The following is a 15,622-nucleotide window of genomic DNA, read 5'->3' on the forward strand; positions in this document are numbered from 1 at the left end:
AGTTGGGATGCGAGCCCTCTATATTTAGTGGTTATATAAGCTGTCAGTCATACCTCATCTTTTTGAGAAAGGCTGTATCAGTCGGAGTGTAGTGCGATCGCCTCCGCCCGTGTTCTTTCTTAGGAGTGAGTGAGGATGCTCGCACTGCTGCCAATTCTCGCGAGCGCCGACAGCACTGTTATGAATACACGCGAGCGCGGACAGCACTAACGTAAAATGTGCCAAAGAACACTCTACAAAGCGCACCTACAAATAGCAATAGTTCGCCAGTAATTTTATCTACATAATTTACTGGCGAAATTGCGGAATTTGATTTATATTATTTTTGCCACCACTGATGGCAAAGTCTGATTGACTGTAACCAATTGCTGAACTTGCGGCGATACTGGCAACTGACTTTGAGGTGCGGGAACCATTTCGCCTCGGAAGTCGAGGAGAGTGACGAGCAGCAGGTAGGCAACTGCTAGAATTACAGAAATGACGCCGGTGATAATAGCAATAATTTTTGAACGTTCCATATTCAGAAAAATTTAAGTGCAGCTAATATTAGTTTAACATTAAATGGAGCAATTATTAAGGGACTTATGCAATAGAATATAATCAGGTGCTACTTATTTATATGACGAAAATGGAACCTGTTATAGATGCGCCAACTTCCACCCAGATGCCGGGGGCTACCCCAGTGGTGGAAACATTTGATCTGGGGAAGTTCTACCGTACTGGCTTCTGGATGAACGAAAAGATTGAATCGCTCAAAAATTGCACTCTGACTGTCTCTGAGGGGGAAACTTTCGGGCTGTTAGGGCAGAATGGAGCGGGGAAAACTACGCTGCTGAAGACTTTGCTGGGGATAGTGCGGCCGACTTCTGGCAGGGCGCTGTTGTTGGGGAAGCCTTTGGGCGATCGCACTGTGAAGCGGCGAGTCGGCTATTTGCCAGAAAATCCGTACTTTTACGATTATCTCACGGGCTGGGAATTTTTGCAATTTGCGGCGGGCTTATTTCAAATCCCCCCCTCGATTCAGCGGCAGCGAATTCCGCATTTACTAGATTTAGTTGGGCTAGCTCAATCGGCGGCAATTAAAAAACAGTTGCGCCAGTATTCTAAGGGAATGCTGCAACGGATCGGCATGGCTCAAGCTTTGATTAACAATCCCGATGTAGTATTTTTGGACGAACCGATGTCTGGTTTAGATCCGATGGGGCGCTATCAGATGCGGGAGATAATTTTATCGCTGAAAAATCAAGGAAAAACAATTTTTTTTAATTCGCACGTACTTTCGGATGTGGAGAAGATTTGCGATCGGGTGGCAATTTTGGCTCGCGGTGAGTTAATCTGTGTTGGTGCGATCGATGAACTTTTGGGTAATACTAAAACTTACCGAGTTCAAGGTAAGGGCGGCCATTTGAATATTCTGCAAAAATGGATCCCCGATATGGAAGTTGATAATGATTTGTGGTACGGTCATTTGCAGGGAAATCCGAAGGATTTTATGGCAAATTTGAGCGTGATGGGAGGGCAGCTAATTGGGATGAATTTGGCTAAGCCTTCTTTGGAAGAGTTTTTTATTCAGCAACTGCAAGAAAGAGGGATTTATTCGAGCACTTGAAATAGGGATATTTGTTGGAAACGGCTACCGTCTTTTACCGGATTCCCCTTGCATCCCCCGGAAGCATCTCAATAAATACAAAAAATATTTCTTTTGACAGTCACATTTGTAGTAGGGTGCGTCAGCCACTTCTGGTTCCCCACCTGAAAATTAGGCCCCTGGCTGACGCACCCTACAATAGTAGTAGGGTGCGTCAGCTACTTCTGGTTCCCCCACCTGAAAACTAGGTCCCTCGCTGACGCACCCTACAATATCTTTGAGAGTTGGATAATTCCACACTTTCAAATATTCATTAACTCCAGAAATAGCCGTAGCTGCTGCATCCAAATCCCCAGCTTGTTCCACTCGCCGAGCTAAAAACAATGCTAATTTCTGGTGCTACTGTTTCAGCCATGCGATCGCACCCAGTTTGAAATCAGAATCCCCGCGCGTTTACCAGGAAGAATTGCTTGAAAGCTGGAACCCTTTCAGGGAGAAATTAAAATCAGACTATTCATTACTCCAATCCTCCGACTTAAGGGTAGAGGTTATGCTCAATCTGTCAACTATCAACTGTCAACTGTCAACTGTCAACTGTTCAAGCGCCTGGAGTATGTCCGCGACGGAACCAAGCGAATATATTAAAATCTCCCTGCATTTTCTGCAATTCTTGTTGGTGCTGCTTAGCTGTAGCATAATACCACTGGCAATAAAGCTCAAATTCTTGACGGTATTTAACTTCGTCATAAAACTCACGGACAACTTGATGTCTCTGAAAAATTTCAGCCGTTGGAGTCGGTTCTGGGACAATGTTTTGTAGCTCGTGGGGCAACATAATTGTTTGGGGGCGACTGTGGCAAATATTTGCTGTGATTACTTTAAGTTAACACATTAATTCATCGAATTTTAGATTTGGGATTTTAGAATTTATAAGATTTATAAAAAATCGTGCGTTGAGTTGGTTTATTCAGAGATTGTCGTGAGTCATGCGTCGCTGGGTAGATTTTTAGGATCGCAAATTAAATAATTTACACTCTTGAAAGTGGGATGGGCGTCCCGCCCGTCTTCTCTGGACGGGCGGGACGCCCATCCCACAATAATCATCAAATGGTAAGTTATTTAACTCTCATTATTTTAGTCTTTTTTTGAGTACAATTGATGAATCCACACTCTACCAATATTGTTGCATTGATTGTTGCTTGATATTATAACAAAAACCGTTCGTAGTGTGGACCTTAGTCCGCATCAATTTCTGCGGACTAAAGTCCACACGTGCGTTCCTTACTTATTGCGGTCAATCGACAGGATACGATATTAGTTGAAATCCAAAATCTAAAATCCAAAATCCATTAAAGCCATCCCCGCAGGCGATATACGATTAAGCCGATGTATTCTTTTAGAGCTTTAGTAGACTGGTGTAGATAATAGGTATCCGGCAACAAGTCGAGGGCGAATGCTAGCCCGTTGCTTTGAGATGTGGCGATATCCTGCTGGGTTATCTGAAAATCTGTTGGTGCTGCAATTACTTTTATTCCCTGGCGCTGAAAAATCAAGAGCGATCGAGTCATGTGCATCGCCGATGTCACTAGCAAAACGGGCTTTTTGATGTTTTTTGCGTCTAAGATTTGCCGCACGTTGACGGCATTTTGATAGGTGTTGTGGGAATCGGGATCTTGCAGAATTGCTGATGCCGGTACGCCCATTGTTTGGGCAATTTCTGCCATATCTGCCGATTCGGGAGAGCCCCCACCTTTCCAATCTACTCTACCGCCGCTGAGCACTAACAGGGGAGCTTTGCCTTGACGGTAAAGTCGGGAAGCGTATATTATACGATCGCCCGCTTCCCCCAATTCTACCCAAGGGCGAGGTGCTCGCGCTGCTTTCACACCGCCACCCAACACGACAATCGCTTCAGCTTGAGGGAGTTCAGCGGTTGGTAAATTTTGCCATTCGAGCGATCGCACTAACGATTTTGACACCCAACCGCTACTTCCAAGCAGTAAAATAATTAGAGCCCCAGCCATTGGTGCCGCCACCCATTTGGGACGCTTCCAAAGTACGATCAAAGCCGCCATCATTAACAGGCAACTCAATCCCAAAGGATAAATAAACAGTGGCAGAAGTTTAGACAGAAATACAAACATTCAGGAAATAATTCTAATTGATCCTTAGCGATAATTTGTAATTTATAATACCGTCTCGGTTCTATTAACCCCAGTAAGATTCGTTCGTAGTGCGGACTTTAGTCCGCTATACCCTGCGGACTAAAGTCCGCACTACAAACTTTAAGATTCGTTCGTAGTCCGCTATACCCTGCGGACTAAAGTCCGCACTACAAACTTTAAGATTCGTTCGTAGTCCGCTATACCCTGCGGACTAAAGTCCGCACTACAAACTGTTGATGATTTCAACATCCGTAAGCTTGGGAGTGGCAGGGATCTGCTAACTATTTTGGTCTAAAAGTTTAATTTTTATGATTGAGTTTTGAATTTTACACTATTAAAATTAAAGCTCAAAACTCAATACTAAAAACAAATCGGTGCTAGCGACGATCCTCAGGCTCTGATAGCCAGTCAAAGAATGAAGTAGGCTCACGCCGGGAGGTTTTGTATTTATGCCCGTCTACTTCCACGACTTCTTTATTGAGGATAGCATCCGAGGTTTTCTCCTTGGAACGTGTATTCGGGTTGAGTAGTAGTTCATTGTGCCACCAAGCGACCATTAAGCCTGCTGCCACGCCGCCGAGGACACCAAGGCCAATACTCACGGGCAGACTACATCCTACTAAGCGAAACCCAACGGTAAACAACACAAACCAGATCAGCGCGGGGTTAAACCCCTTGGAGTCTCCGTTAAATTTTGCCATGAGCTGCAAGTTATTTTTGTAATAATACAGAAAGATATTGACAATATTAGCAGAGAAGTAAGATTCATCGCGGGCGATCGCAATTCAACTACTTCCCACAAATCAAATTTAATTGTACATCTAAGTCTTGTGCGGTATCTACAACGTTTAGAGAAATTTGCTCTAATTGTGTAAAAGGTTCTGCTTCTGCTTGTTGCGAGGTCAATAGTTCTGCTGTGGCGTCGGCAATATCGCCTGTGCGCTGTTGCAGTCGTTCTCGCAATACTGCCATTGGTGCGGTGCAGTAAACGATTTGCAGCGGCAAGCCGTGGGATTGAGCCAGATTTATCGCATCGGTTCTCAAGTTTTGGCGATCGAACTTAGCGTCTAAAATCACATTCCAACCTCGGTCAGCCAGCATTATCCCCAACTCTAACAATTTACCATAAGTCCGCGCCGTCATCTCATCCGAGTACAAATCTTGACCACCGCGTTCATTTAAAGGAATTCCCCCTAAATGTTTGCGAACAGCATCGGATCTAATGTGAATCGCCCCAGTGTGGCGGGCCAAATATCGAGCCGCTGTACTTTTTCCAGAACCAGACAAACCAGACATCAAAGTTAACTTTCCCCGGCGCGGCTTTGTGTATTCCCAAGCCAGTTTGTAGTAATGAGCGGCAGTCTGTGAAATCTGTGCTTTTTCATCAGTAGAAACCGCTTCATCGTCCAACATTAACGAAGTTACTTTTGCTCTCACATAAGCTTGACGGCTCAAATACAGCGGCAGCACTTGCACTCCTTCCCAATCGCCTGTTTGTTCGACGTAAGTATTGAGAAAAACATTTCCTAAATCTCTGCGCCCCCGCGATTCCAAATCCATGACTGTAAAAGCAATATCGTACATGACATCCACAAATCGAAAAGGCTCGTTAAATTCAATGCAGTCAAACAGCAATATTTTACCTTGCCACAAAGCGATGTTCCGCAAGTGCAAATCTCCGTGACACTCGCGAATTTTATTGTTGGCAATCCTTCGCTCAAACAAATCTTGATTTGCCTCAAAAAACGCATCAGTATAATCTTTGGTTTCCTGATATTGACTCGCAGTCTGCGGCCCGCCGACATATTTTTGGGAAATCCGGTAATTGTTATCTATTGCTGTCCGAATCTGACTGACTTCGCCAAATGTGCGAATGTAGCTATTACTAACTGCCGTGCTGTGAAACTTGGCAACTTCGCGCCCTAAGTCTGCCATAATTTGCTCAGTCAACAGTCCGCGTTCCAACAAACTGAGCAACAGTGAATCTTGAGGAAACTGTCGCATCTTAAGCGCGTATTCTACAGCAACTTGGGTGGGAGTTACATTTGGTGCATTACTGCCAAATTTAAACGCATCGCCACTTTGAATAATTGGCAAAACTTCGATATAGATTTCCGGTGCTGTGCGTCGGTTCATTTCCAATTCTTGGATGCAGAAATGCTGCCGTTTCTCCACAGTCGAATAGTCCAAAAAGCCAAAATCGACTGGTTTCTTGATTTTGTAAGCATAATCTCCTGTCAGCAGGACAAAGGAAATGTGAGTCTGAATTAGTTGCACTGGTTCTGTCACCCCGTGGGGGTAGAACCCGGGCTGCAACATCTGCTGAATCAGAGGTGGGAGAGAAGTCATATCAATTTTGGATTGTAGATTTTAGATTGAGGATTTTTAGATTTTAGATTGAGGATTAGGGATTTTTAGATTGACAATTGGGGATTGGGGATTGAGGATTTGGATTTGGGATGCAAGGATATTGACTTTGATCCGATTTATTATAAAGTTGATATTTAGCGTAAACCAAAAATTAGTGATGACAGAAAACAATCCAGAATCCGGTTCCGTAGATGTGTTTGGCGTGGGCAATGCCCTTGTAGACATCCTAGCATTAGTCGAAGATGATTTTGTGGTCAAGCACGGACTGAATCGCGGCGCGATGACGCTGATGAATTCGGAAACCCAGGGGGGAATTTTGCACGATTTGGAACACAATCCGCTGCAAATGCGATCGGGGGGTTCTGCGGCAAATACGATGATTGGTTTGGCTCAGAGTGGCGGTAAAGGCTATTATTCGGGGAAGGTTGCTAAGGATACTAACGGCGAATTTTACCGCCAAGATTTGCTGGAGGCTGGGATTGATTTTAATGTGCATCCTGCTACTGAGTCGAATGGGCCCACGGGTACTTGTGTCGTGCTGACTACGCCGGATGCGGAACGCACGCTGTGTACTAATTTGGGGGTTTCTACTACTCTGGCGGCGACGGATATTGATGTCGATCGCCTGTCTCACTGCAAGTACAGTTATGTTGAGGGCTATCTTTGGGATGCTCCGGAGCCCAGAAAGGCTAGTATTGAGACGATGGAACAGTCTAAGCGTCTGGGTGTGAAGGTGGCTTTTACTTTTTCGGATGGCTTTTTGGTCGATCGATTTGCGGATGATTTTCACAAGGTGGTTTCGGAATATTGCGATGTCATTTTTTGCAATTCTGACGAAGTTCGCAGCTTTTTCAAGGAGGAATCTCTGGAAGAGTGCGCTCGCAAAATGAGCGAGATTTCGGATTTGGCTTTTATCACGAATGGGGACAAAGGCTGCATGGTAGTGGAAAATAAACAGATTGTGGATGTGGCTGGATATCCCGTAAAGGCGATCGATACTGTGGGTGCTGGCGATGCTTTTGCAGGCGGTGTTTTGTTTGGAATTACTAACGGTTTGAGTGCTGTAAAAGCGGCTCGTTGGGGCAATTATTTGGCTTCAATGGTGGTGCAGATTCACGGGCCTCGTCTTGAGGGTTCTCAGGCTCATTTGCTGAACCAGGTGATTTCTGGTTAGTAGTTGAAAATGGCGATCGCACTTTTTGTCGTAAAGGGCGATCGCACTTTAGCACTAATCGGGTACAAATACATTAATCTACTACTTCAAAGGACAAGGAGAAGTTGCTTAAAACATTCTGTGAGAGTGAAAACAGCTTTATGGTGGAAAGTAGCGATAAAGATCTTTCCGGTGAAGCACCCTGGCAAAAGTAACAGTTTCGCCATCAAAATAAAAACCTATTCGATGAGTCGCCAATCCGAAGCTGATAGGCATTATCATCGCCTTTCAATTTTTTCAAGTTAATAATTGCCTGTAATATCAAGTCCGGTCGATTAACATAACAAAAATTGTTCGTAGTGTGGACTTTAGTCCGCAACATACTGCGGACTAAAGTCCACACTACGAACCTTCAATGGGAAATGGGAATAAGCTACCTTATCGACACCCATCGCACCTGACACGATCGCCTTTTTGTGTAGTACAATATAGTTGCGCTCGTATTACACGTGTAACTATAACCGTACCATGCCATGTCACAGCCAAAGTCCCCAAAACCCAAAATGGCGACAATCCGCGAGATTTACGATCGCGTTTTATGGGATAGTCGTTTAGACCATCGTGCCTTTAGCCTTGGTTTTAGCGATCGCATTTCTGGTAATATGCGAGAAAAGCCTTTGTCAGAATGGGCAGTCGATGGCGATATTCCCTGGCATCGGATTCGTTATGTGAAATGTGGGGAAACAATTGTTTGGGATCGCGATCGGCTGATAGACTTGTTTGCTACTGGAGAATTACCAATCGCCGCATGGGTTGTCGCCACGGAAAACCCAGAATCGGCAAACCAGCAACAGCAAATCGATCCTCAACAATCACATCCCACCTTGGTTAAAGACTTCCCCACTAGATATATTTACCAATACAATCGACAAAATTGGCAAGCCAGCAATTTGCCATTAGAGTCGGTAACAATAACCAGATTAAAAATTGTCAGTTTTAACGTATTATCAGATCTCTACGAGTCAGAACTTACCGAGACAGCCCAGCGAATTCCGATAATTATAGAGCATCTGCGTCAGTGTGATGCCGATATTATCGCCCTTCAAGAAGTAACACCGCGTTTATTAGAAAAATTATTAGCCGAGGATTGGGTTCAGGCTTATCATATCTCCGAATCTCCCCAAGGCGAAACGCTGGAATGGCACGGTTTATTACTGCTATCGCGATTGCCATTTACTTTAGTAGAATATCGCTACTCGCCACGGAAGCGGGTTTTAGTAGGAAAGTGGTTGCTGAATGGCAAAACTCTCAATGTCGCCGCCGTCCATTTTACCAGCGATTACAATAAAAATTCTGAAAAAGTCAGGTCTAAGCAACTTACTATCTTGCTAGAATATCTAAACTCACAGCCGGGAGATTGTCTAATTGTTGGCGATTTTAATGCCAAAGACAACGAACCAGCAGAAATATTAACGCAAAACAATTTTATTGATATTTGGCAAACACTGCATCCCGAAGATCCGGGATATACTTTCCATCCCCAGGCTAATCCTTTGGCGGCATTAATGAGTTTAACTGGACTTGCGGGACGGTTAGATAGGATGATGTTACGGAGTCAGGATGGAGATTGGATATCTCGTCAAATAGAATTATTTGCCTGCAATCCCATACCAGATACAGAAGGCAAAATCTATCCCTCCGATCATTTTGGGATTCTTACCCAGCTAGAATCCATCGCCTCTTTACAAACCATCTCACCTGTCTATAAAAGTGCAGTTGTCATCATTCCACCCGATGACATTTTACCTGCAATTCAAAGTATTCGCCGCCGTTGCGATCGCCAATTTCATCGTTGGATGCCTCATATCAATATAATATATGGTTTTCTGCCAGAATCATATTTTTCAGAAGCAGCAGCAGCCATCACCCAAGCACTGACAAAACTAGAATCATTTACTATAACTCTATCAAACTTTGAAACTTTCACGCACTCTTCTAGCTGTACGGCATGGTTAAATCCGATTCCTCAACCTGCCGATGCGCTGCATCAATTACAAGCAATACTTCAACAAATATTTCCGCAATGCGACGAACAAAGTAGCAAATCAGCTAACGGATTTACACCCCATTTAACTGTAGGTCAATTTCCCACAACTCAAGTCGCCCAAACCGAACTTTCCCAATGGCATCCAGTCAAATTTCAAGTAGACTCGATCGCCCTAATTAGCCGCCGCGATAACGAACCATTCGAGATTAGATATCGGATACCTTTAAAATCAGCAACTCCCTCAGAAATTTCCGGCGCAAAAACAGGAGAAAATGAGTCTAACTTATCGCTAATCCAAATAATCGACCAACTCGATCCCAAACTCACTCAAACACAGATACTGCATCGAGAAGTCATTCAATCAATTGTCGCCCAAGCTTGTCAAGAATGTTTGGGCTACCAACCATTATTACAGCAAATCGGTTCGGCGCGGATTGGCGTACAAAGCAGCCACAGCGATTTAGATTTACTTTGTATAATTCCCGCCCCTTTAACACCAGCAGCATTCCTCAAACAGGTACAAACTAGATTAGCAGGATTGTGCGTTAGCGAAGCCCTCGTAGAGGATCGATCGCAACTCGTGAAATCGGGGAGAGTACCAGTATTGAGAATGGAAATTGAAGGAGTGGCAGTCGATTTACTCTCTGCCACAACCCTCGGACAATTAGAGATAATTGAAGCATTATCTGAAGCCGATCGACCATTTTTTGATGCTGTCAGTTGGAGTGCCGTAGTAGGTGCTTTGGAAGCGGATTTGATAATGGATACAGTCAGCAAACATTTGTCATGGGATTTGTTTATAAACTTGTTAAGGGCGGTGCGAACCTGGGCAAAAGCACGTCAGATTCACGGTAATGCTTGGGGATTTCTCGGTAATTTTTCTTGGGCGTTACTGACAGCTTGGAGTTCGATTCATAGCAAAGACTTAAACCTAGATATCTTGCTTGCCGATTTTTTCCAAATCCTCAGCCAACATGATTGGACTCAACCAATAGCATTAACTGAAGCCGGAACACAGTATCAAGTACACAAATCGCGGGAATGGTTGCCCGTAATTACATCGATCGCACCTTGTCACAACAGTACCAGAAATGTCACGCGATCGACCGCAGACATCTTGCGCCGTGAATTCGAGAGGGGTGCAGAAATTGCGTCGGAAGTATTGACAAAAAATACCACTTGGGCAACTCTATTTGAGTCTGTCGATTTACTGGAACAATCGAATGCGTTTTTAGTATTGACGGTAAGTAGTCCAGAAATCGGTAATTTAGAAAAATGTGGCGGTTGGATTGAAGGTCATATAATTGGATTAGCGATTAATTTAGAGCAAAAACTTAATATCTCTGTTAGGCCTTGGCCTGGAATTCGGAGAAAGCAAAATCTAGTTAGCGTCGTGCTAGGTATTGACTGTAGTCTAGATAAAGATGCTAGTGCGATCGCCCAAATTACCAATGAGTTTATCGATCGGTTCAATGCTGCTAACGATTGTAGCGGTATATTGGCGATCGAGTTGTGCGATCGCGATTCATATCACGTCGCGTCGGGTCGATCGCATTGTACCTCATCTACCTGAGAAAGGCTAGAGAACCCATTTCACATATTTTCTTGAACAAGACAGACAGATCGATCGCCCATCTGGCGTAACTCAATGGTAAAATTGTAATCCAACTGTAGCGCTCCGATGAATTTGCATCCTACATTCCCAAATAAAAACTCAAATTAGCGCCTCCACCGAGTCACTAACCTACCAGCGTTATCTGCGCCTAGCAGTTTTTAAAGAAATGGATTTACCAAAATTTTTATGAATATAAAATGGTCGATAAAAAACTTATTTCGATCGCAGAACTTCTGGATAATTGTGCTAGTTGTGGCCATCTCTAGGATTGTCTTAAATTCGCAGCTTGACGAGTGGATTGGTGTAGCGCCACCTTCAGCAGCAATCGAACGTCTCGCCACCGCCGCCACCATGACGCGGGAAGCGCAACAAATTTTCTACCGGCAAACTCCAACCATCGAACCCAAGCAAACCTTCTTAAAAGTGTGTCAACCAAAGGAAGGGATGAAGGACAGCTTAATTATATTTGGGTGCTATTTCACCAACGGTAAATCGGGCAAAATTGCGATTCAGTCGGTTACAGACGATCGATTTCAAGGCGTGATGGAAGTGACAGCAGCCCATGAAATGCTCCATGCCGCTTACACTCGCCTCAGTCCATCGGATCGCGACAAGCTAACACCCCAACTCAAACAAGCTGCTTTGCTTATCAAAAACGATCGCTTGTCTGGCATATTAAAGCAATACCAGCAAAAGGATATAGCTTTGTATGTCAACGAATTGCACTCGTATCTGGGGACAGAGCTCGGCAATCTCGGCGATGTCGAACTCGAACAATACTATCAGCGTTACTTTCGCGATCGCCAACAAGTGGTAAAATTAGCCGATCGCTCTCAAGAGATCGTGCGAAAATTAGATGAGAAATCCCAGCAACTCAAACCTGAAATTGATACCTTAGAAGCAAGTCTCGCACAAACCAAGCAAACAATCAAAGAGCGCAATCTCGAACTCGGATCGCAGAAACGCAATCTAGATGCGTTGCAATTGGACTTACTGCGTTTTAAGGAACAAGCTGAAGAATCTTACCGACAGGGTAACGGCTCTCCAGAAAAGGTGTTTCAGTTTGAACAAAATAAATCTGATTACAATCAAAAAGTGCAAGAATTTAACGATCTAGTGCGCCAACAGGAGGAGCGCGTTGCTGGTTTTCAAAAGCAATTCGATATTTACAAGCAGAAAGTTAACGATTACAATGCAATTGGTCGTGAAGAAAAAGCCCTCTTCGACGATCTCAAAGCTACCCCACCAGTCAAGCTCGAAGCCCCAAAAGAGCGCTGAAGCGCAACTATAGCGGTTATCAGAAAGATGAGGTACGTTGTTGGGCTTTAGCCCTCTTTGCTAATCTTCGGAAAGAGCGCTTTCATCGCAACTACATACCTTAGCCTATTTGTAGTTGTATATATCCTATCCTGACAAGATGGTTTTATTGTAGTCGCGCTCTTTGCAAATATTAGGAAAGAGCGCTGAAGCGCAACTACATACCTTGGCCTAAAACTTTTATTATAATACCAACGGAAGTGTCACCACACAAGTTGTACCAATACCGACTTCACTGGTAATCTCAATACTACCTTGATGCAAATCAACGCACTTTTTAACTACGATCAATCCCAATCCCGTACCAGGAATAGTTCGGACATTCTTACCTCGGTGAAATGGCTCAAACAACTGCTTGATATCTTCAGGAAAAATACCAATTCCTCGATCGCAAACTCGGAGTAGCACCTGATGCAACTGAAACTCTAAACCAAGATGCACATTACCTCCTTTGGGCGAATACTTAATTGCATTCGATAACACATTTGACAGAATCGATCGCAACAATTTTTCATCCAAACAAACGGGAATTGGATTTCCCTCACAGGTAAAGGTGATGGTATACTGACTGCCGGCGCTGAGTCGCATTTCTTCCACAAATTGTTCGCAAAATTTGTCCAAAACCAAAAATTTTGGATTAAATTCTAGTTTCCCAGTTTCGGCGCGATTGATGGTTAAAATATCGTCGAGCAATTGCACCATATTCCTCACAGAATCCTGAATTCGGTGCAGATTTCTCAGTCGCTTTTGGGAGTCATTCCATTCGTCTGGGCTGTTTTCGAGAATTTGAGCTGCTGCTAAAGCCGTACTGAGTGGAGTGCGAAATTCATGGGATGCCATTGAAAAAAAACGGGTTTTCAGAATACTCAGTTCTTTTTCGCGCTCCAGGGCTAACCGAATTTCGTCGAGTCGTTTTCGTTCGGTGATATCACGAGTATTAACGATAATTCGTGTGGTGGCAGCATTATCTATAAAAGGTTGGCTAATCGCTTCCAAGGTTCGCCAAGAGTTGTCTTTGTGACGGTAGCGGAATTCAATGGGACGGTTTAGTTCTGCACTTTGCCAAGTATTGGTGAGACTTTGATAAGTAGTGGTAAAATCATCTGGGTGAATTGGCTCAAATATTTTTTTCCCCACGAGTTCAGATACTAAATAGCCTAAGACTTTTTCCACAGAAGGACTGACATAGCCGATCGTACCATCTGTATCTAGAATCATAATAATGTCGAGAGCATTTTCAATGAGCGATCGAAACCGTTCTTCGCTCTGTCGCAGGGCTTGTTCTGCTTGTTTTCGTTCGGTTGTGTCTCGCTGGATGGCGATCCAGTGGGTATACCAACCCGTGCGATCGCCAACAGGAACAATACTAAATTCATTCCAATATTCCGAGCCATTTTTCCGATAATTAATCACTTCAACGGTGACTGATTTCCAACGCGAAAGTGCTGTCCGAATTTTGTCTAATTCTGTGCGATCGGTTTTTTCACCCTGCAAAATCCGGGGTGTTTTACCCAAAACTTCTTCTAGGCTATATCCTGTAATCTGGGTAAATGCTTTATTGACATAGATGATGCGAAGACCAACTTCATCGATCGCTTCCGCTTCGGTAATTACGACGCCATCGTTTGTGTTAACAACAACTGATTGGAGGAGTCGCACCTGTTCTTCCTGTTGCTTTTGTTCGGTAATGTCGGCAATCACTGCGACAATGCCCTCAATCTGATTCTCACTATTTTTTAAGGGGGCGGCGGAAAAGATAATGTCGATCGCACTTCCGTCTTTTTTGTGGCGGCGCAGTTCGACACTATATGTGATTCCTTGCAGGAGATTGCTGCGGAGAGTGGAATAATTTTCTAATGGATCGTCGATAAAAATTGGGTTGGGATGGTTGATAACTTCTGCTTCAGTCCAACCAAACATCTGTTCGGCGGCAGGATTCCAAATTTTGACGTACCCTTCTATATCCAGCGTGAAGATAGCGCGAGGAGAGGCGCTAATCAGGGTTTTTAGGGTGTGATTGGTGTGGCGCAATTCTACTTCGGTGCGCTGTCTTTCCGCAATTTCGTCTCGTAGGGCGACGTTGGCGTGAGCTAATTCTTCGGTGCGTTGTTGGACGCGCTCTTCTAGTTCGGCGTTGAGTTGTTGAAGCTGTTGGTATAATTCAGACTGTTGAATGGCGATCGCCACCTGCGTCGCTAGTTGCTGCATTAACTCCAATTCCCAGGTTTCCCAGATGCGCGGGCGATCGCATTGGTGAGCAATCAATAACCCCCAAAGATAGGGTACAGAAGGATTCCCCTCAACCTGCCGATTTTCTTGGACGATGGGGACAACCAATTTTGCTATGACTCCAAATTGTTGGAGAAAATCAGTCAGACAAGTTTCGAGATCGGCTTCTTCAATATTTTCTATGAGGCGGGTTTTCCCCAGAGAATAAGCCTCATGGTACTCGCTGGGAAACACTTCTGGTGGAAAGGATGTTCCTAAAATGACGGGGTAAGGGGGTAAAACCGCTTCGTTAATGGCACTGCCCGTTCCGTCTGGCCACAGGCGGTAAATGAGAACGCGATCGGCTTCCAGAAAGCGCTGCACGTCTGCTACCGTGGTTTCTAGCACGTGGTCTAAATCGAGGGATTGTCGGATGTGTTGAGCAATTTGATTGACTAACCGTTCGCGATCGGTTTGTTGTCGCAGCACCCCTTCCGCTGTTTGTCGTCGGGCTACTTCCTGTTTGAAGCAGGGGCAAATTACTACCACAACTAAAACGCCGATCGCAACTAGAAAAATGTTACTTAGCATAGAAAATGGTTGGATAATTCCTATGAAAATCAGGATGCCACCAACAGACAACAACCATGCTGCAACCATGCTAACCAGCATCAGTCAGATCGAGGGCTGGAATCGAACCTAGTCTGGAAACTACCATATTTAAACCAGTATTGCTTGAGGTTGTGACAAGGCGTATGCAAACTGGCTTTGGCACGATATAGAATGACTTGACGGTGATCGCCCATCCAAATTTTGTCGATCGGCTGAACCGAGATTAATGTTCCTCCTAAAGCCGTAATCGACTCAGTAAACCGCTCAATAGCGCTATAGTCTATAGTTTCAAAGATGTAAAAATTGCCAGAACAAATTAAATGACGGCTGCGAATCCAGCATTGCAACTTTTTTTCGGCTTGTGGTGGCAACATTCTAATACTATTGAGTGTGATACTCATGGTCTATCGGCAAAATGTGATTAGGATTTAATAAATGAAATTTTTTCAAGCCAGTGTATCGATAGAGTTGACATCCTTCCGAATCGACTGCGATCAATTCTGGACATACTTTAGTATCTCAAGATGAGGAAATACCAGTTCTCCAA

Annotated in this window: 12 protein-coding genes; 4 read left to right on the forward strand and 8 right to left on the reverse strand. The window is 44.2% G+C overall.

The genetic code is table 11. The annotated features are described in order from the left end of the window. Nucleotides 1-314 precede the first annotated feature (314 nt). On the reverse strand, nucleotides 315-518 hold the full coding sequence (locus QZ918_RS00595) for a hypothetical protein (protein ID WP_293329762.1): 204 nt from the start codon (nucleotides 516-518) through the stop codon (nucleotides 315-317). Between the two features lie 110 nt (nucleotides 519-628). Between QZ918_RS00595 and QZ918_RS00600 the strand changes: the two genes are divergently transcribed. Beyond that, nucleotides 629-1,609: an ABC transporter ATP-binding protein gene (locus tag QZ918_RS00600; protein ID WP_293329765.1), complete on the forward strand. Its 981-nt coding sequence runs from the start codon at nucleotides 629-631 to the stop codon at nucleotides 1,607-1,609. Nucleotides 1,610-1,759: 150 nt separating this feature from the next. Here the strand turns inward: QZ918_RS00600 and QZ918_RS00605 are convergent, their stop codons facing one another. The 5 genes from QZ918_RS00605 to QZ918_RS00625 all read right to left on the reverse strand — a co-directional run bounded on the left by QZ918_RS00605 (nucleotide 1,760) and on the right by QZ918_RS00625 (nucleotide 6,102). Then, the gene (locus QZ918_RS00605) at nucleotides 1,760-1,972 is read right to left on the reverse strand and encodes a hypothetical protein (protein WP_293329768.1); all 213 of its coding nucleotides are present in this window, start codon (nucleotides 1,970-1,972) and stop codon (nucleotides 1,760-1,762) included. Nucleotides 1,973-2,186: 214 nt separating this feature from the next. Further along, the gene (locus tag QZ918_RS00610) at nucleotides 2,187-2,423 is read right to left on the reverse strand and encodes a hypothetical protein (protein ID WP_293329771.1); all 237 of its coding nucleotides are present in this window, start codon (nucleotides 2,421-2,423) and stop codon (nucleotides 2,187-2,189) included. Between the two features lie 514 nt (nucleotides 2,424-2,937). Next, nucleotides 2,938-3,732 (reverse strand): YdcF family protein, encoded by a 795-nt coding sequence (locus tag QZ918_RS00615; RefSeq protein ID WP_293329774.1) that lies wholly within the window; start codon nucleotides 3,730-3,732, stop codon nucleotides 2,938-2,940. Nucleotides 3,733-4,130: 398 nt separating this feature from the next. Continuing rightward, a complete protein-coding gene (locus QZ918_RS00620) occupies nucleotides 4,131-4,454 on the reverse strand; it encodes a hypothetical protein (RefSeq protein WP_293156260.1) in 324 nt (107 codons plus the stop codon). 88 nt (nucleotides 4,455-4,542) lie between these two features. Further along, nucleotides 4,543-6,102 carry a bifunctional aminoglycoside phosphotransferase/ATP-binding protein gene (locus tag QZ918_RS00625; RefSeq protein WP_293329777.1) on the reverse strand — a complete coding sequence of 520 codons (1,560 nt, stop codon included), beginning with the start codon at nucleotides 6,100-6,102 and terminating at the stop codon, nucleotides 4,543-4,545. Nucleotides 6,103-6,280: 178 nt separating this feature from the next. Here QZ918_RS00625 and QZ918_RS00630 point away from each other — a divergent pair, with 178 nt between their 5' ends. The 3 genes from QZ918_RS00630 (at nucleotide 6,281) to QZ918_RS00640 (ending at nucleotide 12,216) form a co-directional block, all read left to right on the forward strand. After that, nucleotides 6,281-7,297, forward strand: a complete 1,017-nt coding sequence (locus tag QZ918_RS00630) for an adenosine kinase (RefSeq protein ID WP_293329913.1) — start codon at nucleotides 6,281-6,283, stop codon at nucleotides 7,295-7,297. Between the two features lie 512 nt (nucleotides 7,298-7,809). After that, a complete protein-coding gene (locus tag QZ918_RS00635) occupies nucleotides 7,810-10,896 on the forward strand; it encodes a poly(A) polymerase (RefSeq protein ID WP_293329780.1) in 3,087 nt (1,028 codons plus the stop codon). Between the two features lie 228 nt (nucleotides 10,897-11,124). Then, nucleotides 11,125-12,216 (forward strand): coiled-coil domain-containing protein, encoded by a 1,092-nt coding sequence (locus QZ918_RS00640; protein ID WP_293329783.1) that lies wholly within the window; start codon nucleotides 11,125-11,127, stop codon nucleotides 12,214-12,216. A 222-nt stretch (nucleotides 12,217-12,438) separates the two neighbouring features. Here QZ918_RS00640 and QZ918_RS00645 read toward each other — a convergent pair whose 3' ends face one another. Next, nucleotides 12,439-15,135, reverse strand: a complete 2,697-nt coding sequence (locus QZ918_RS00645; protein ID WP_293329786.1) for a PAS domain S-box protein — start codon at nucleotides 15,133-15,135, stop codon at nucleotides 12,439-12,441. After that, nucleotides 15,135-15,476, reverse strand: a complete 342-nt coding sequence (locus QZ918_RS00650) for a CpeR family transcriptional regulator (RefSeq protein WP_293329788.1) — start codon at nucleotides 15,474-15,476, stop codon at nucleotides 15,135-15,137. The genes QZ918_RS00645 and QZ918_RS00650 overlap by 1 nt, the downstream gene beginning before the upstream one ends. Nucleotides 15,477-15,622 lie beyond the last annotated feature (146 nt).

It is taken from the genome of Microcoleus sp. CAWBG58 (assembly GCF_020883045.1).
Classification (GTDB): Bacteria; Cyanobacteriota; Cyanobacteriia; order Cyanobacteriales; family Microcoleaceae; genus Microcoleus.

Bases quoted from the DNA above. Each gene is read 5' to 3' on its own strand.
- QZ918_RS00595 (WP_293329762.1), bottom strand. From the start codon at position 518: ATGGAACGTTCAAAAATTATTGCTATTATCACCGGCGTCATTTCTGTA.
- QZ918_RS00600 (WP_293329765.1), top strand. From the start codon at position 629: ATGGAACCTGTTATAGATGCGCCAACTTCCACCCAGATGCCGGGGGCT.
- QZ918_RS00610 (WP_293329771.1), bottom strand. From the start codon at position 2,423: ATGTTGCCCCACGAGCTACAAAACATTGTCCCAGAACCGACTCCAACG.
- QZ918_RS00615 (WP_293329774.1), bottom strand. From the start codon at position 3,732: ATGTTTGTATTTCTGTCTAAACTTCTGCCACTGTTTATTTATCCTTTG.
- QZ918_RS00620 (WP_293156260.1), bottom strand. From the start codon at position 4,454: ATGGCAAAATTTAACGGAGACTCCAAGGGGTTTAACCCCGCGCTGATC.
- QZ918_RS00625 (WP_293329777.1), bottom strand. From the start codon at position 6,102: ATGACTTCTCTCCCACCTCTGATTCAGCAGATGTTGCAGCCCGGGTTC.
- QZ918_RS00630 (WP_293329913.1), top strand. From the start codon at position 6,281: ATGACAGAAAACAATCCAGAATCCGGTTCCGTAGATGTGTTTGGCGTG.
- QZ918_RS00635 (WP_293329780.1), top strand. From the start codon at position 7,810: ATGTCACAGCCAAAGTCCCCAAAACCCAAAATGGCGACAATCCGCGAG.
- QZ918_RS00640 (WP_293329783.1), top strand. From the start codon at position 11,125: ATGAATATAAAATGGTCGATAAAAAACTTATTTCGATCGCAGAACTTC.
- QZ918_RS00645 (WP_293329786.1), bottom strand. From the start codon at position 15,135: ATGCTGGTTAGCATGGTTGCAGCATGGTTGTTGTCTGTTGGTGGCATC.
- QZ918_RS00650 (WP_293329788.1), bottom strand. From the start codon at position 15,476: ATGAGTATCACACTCAATAGTATTAGAATGTTGCCACCACAAGCCGAA.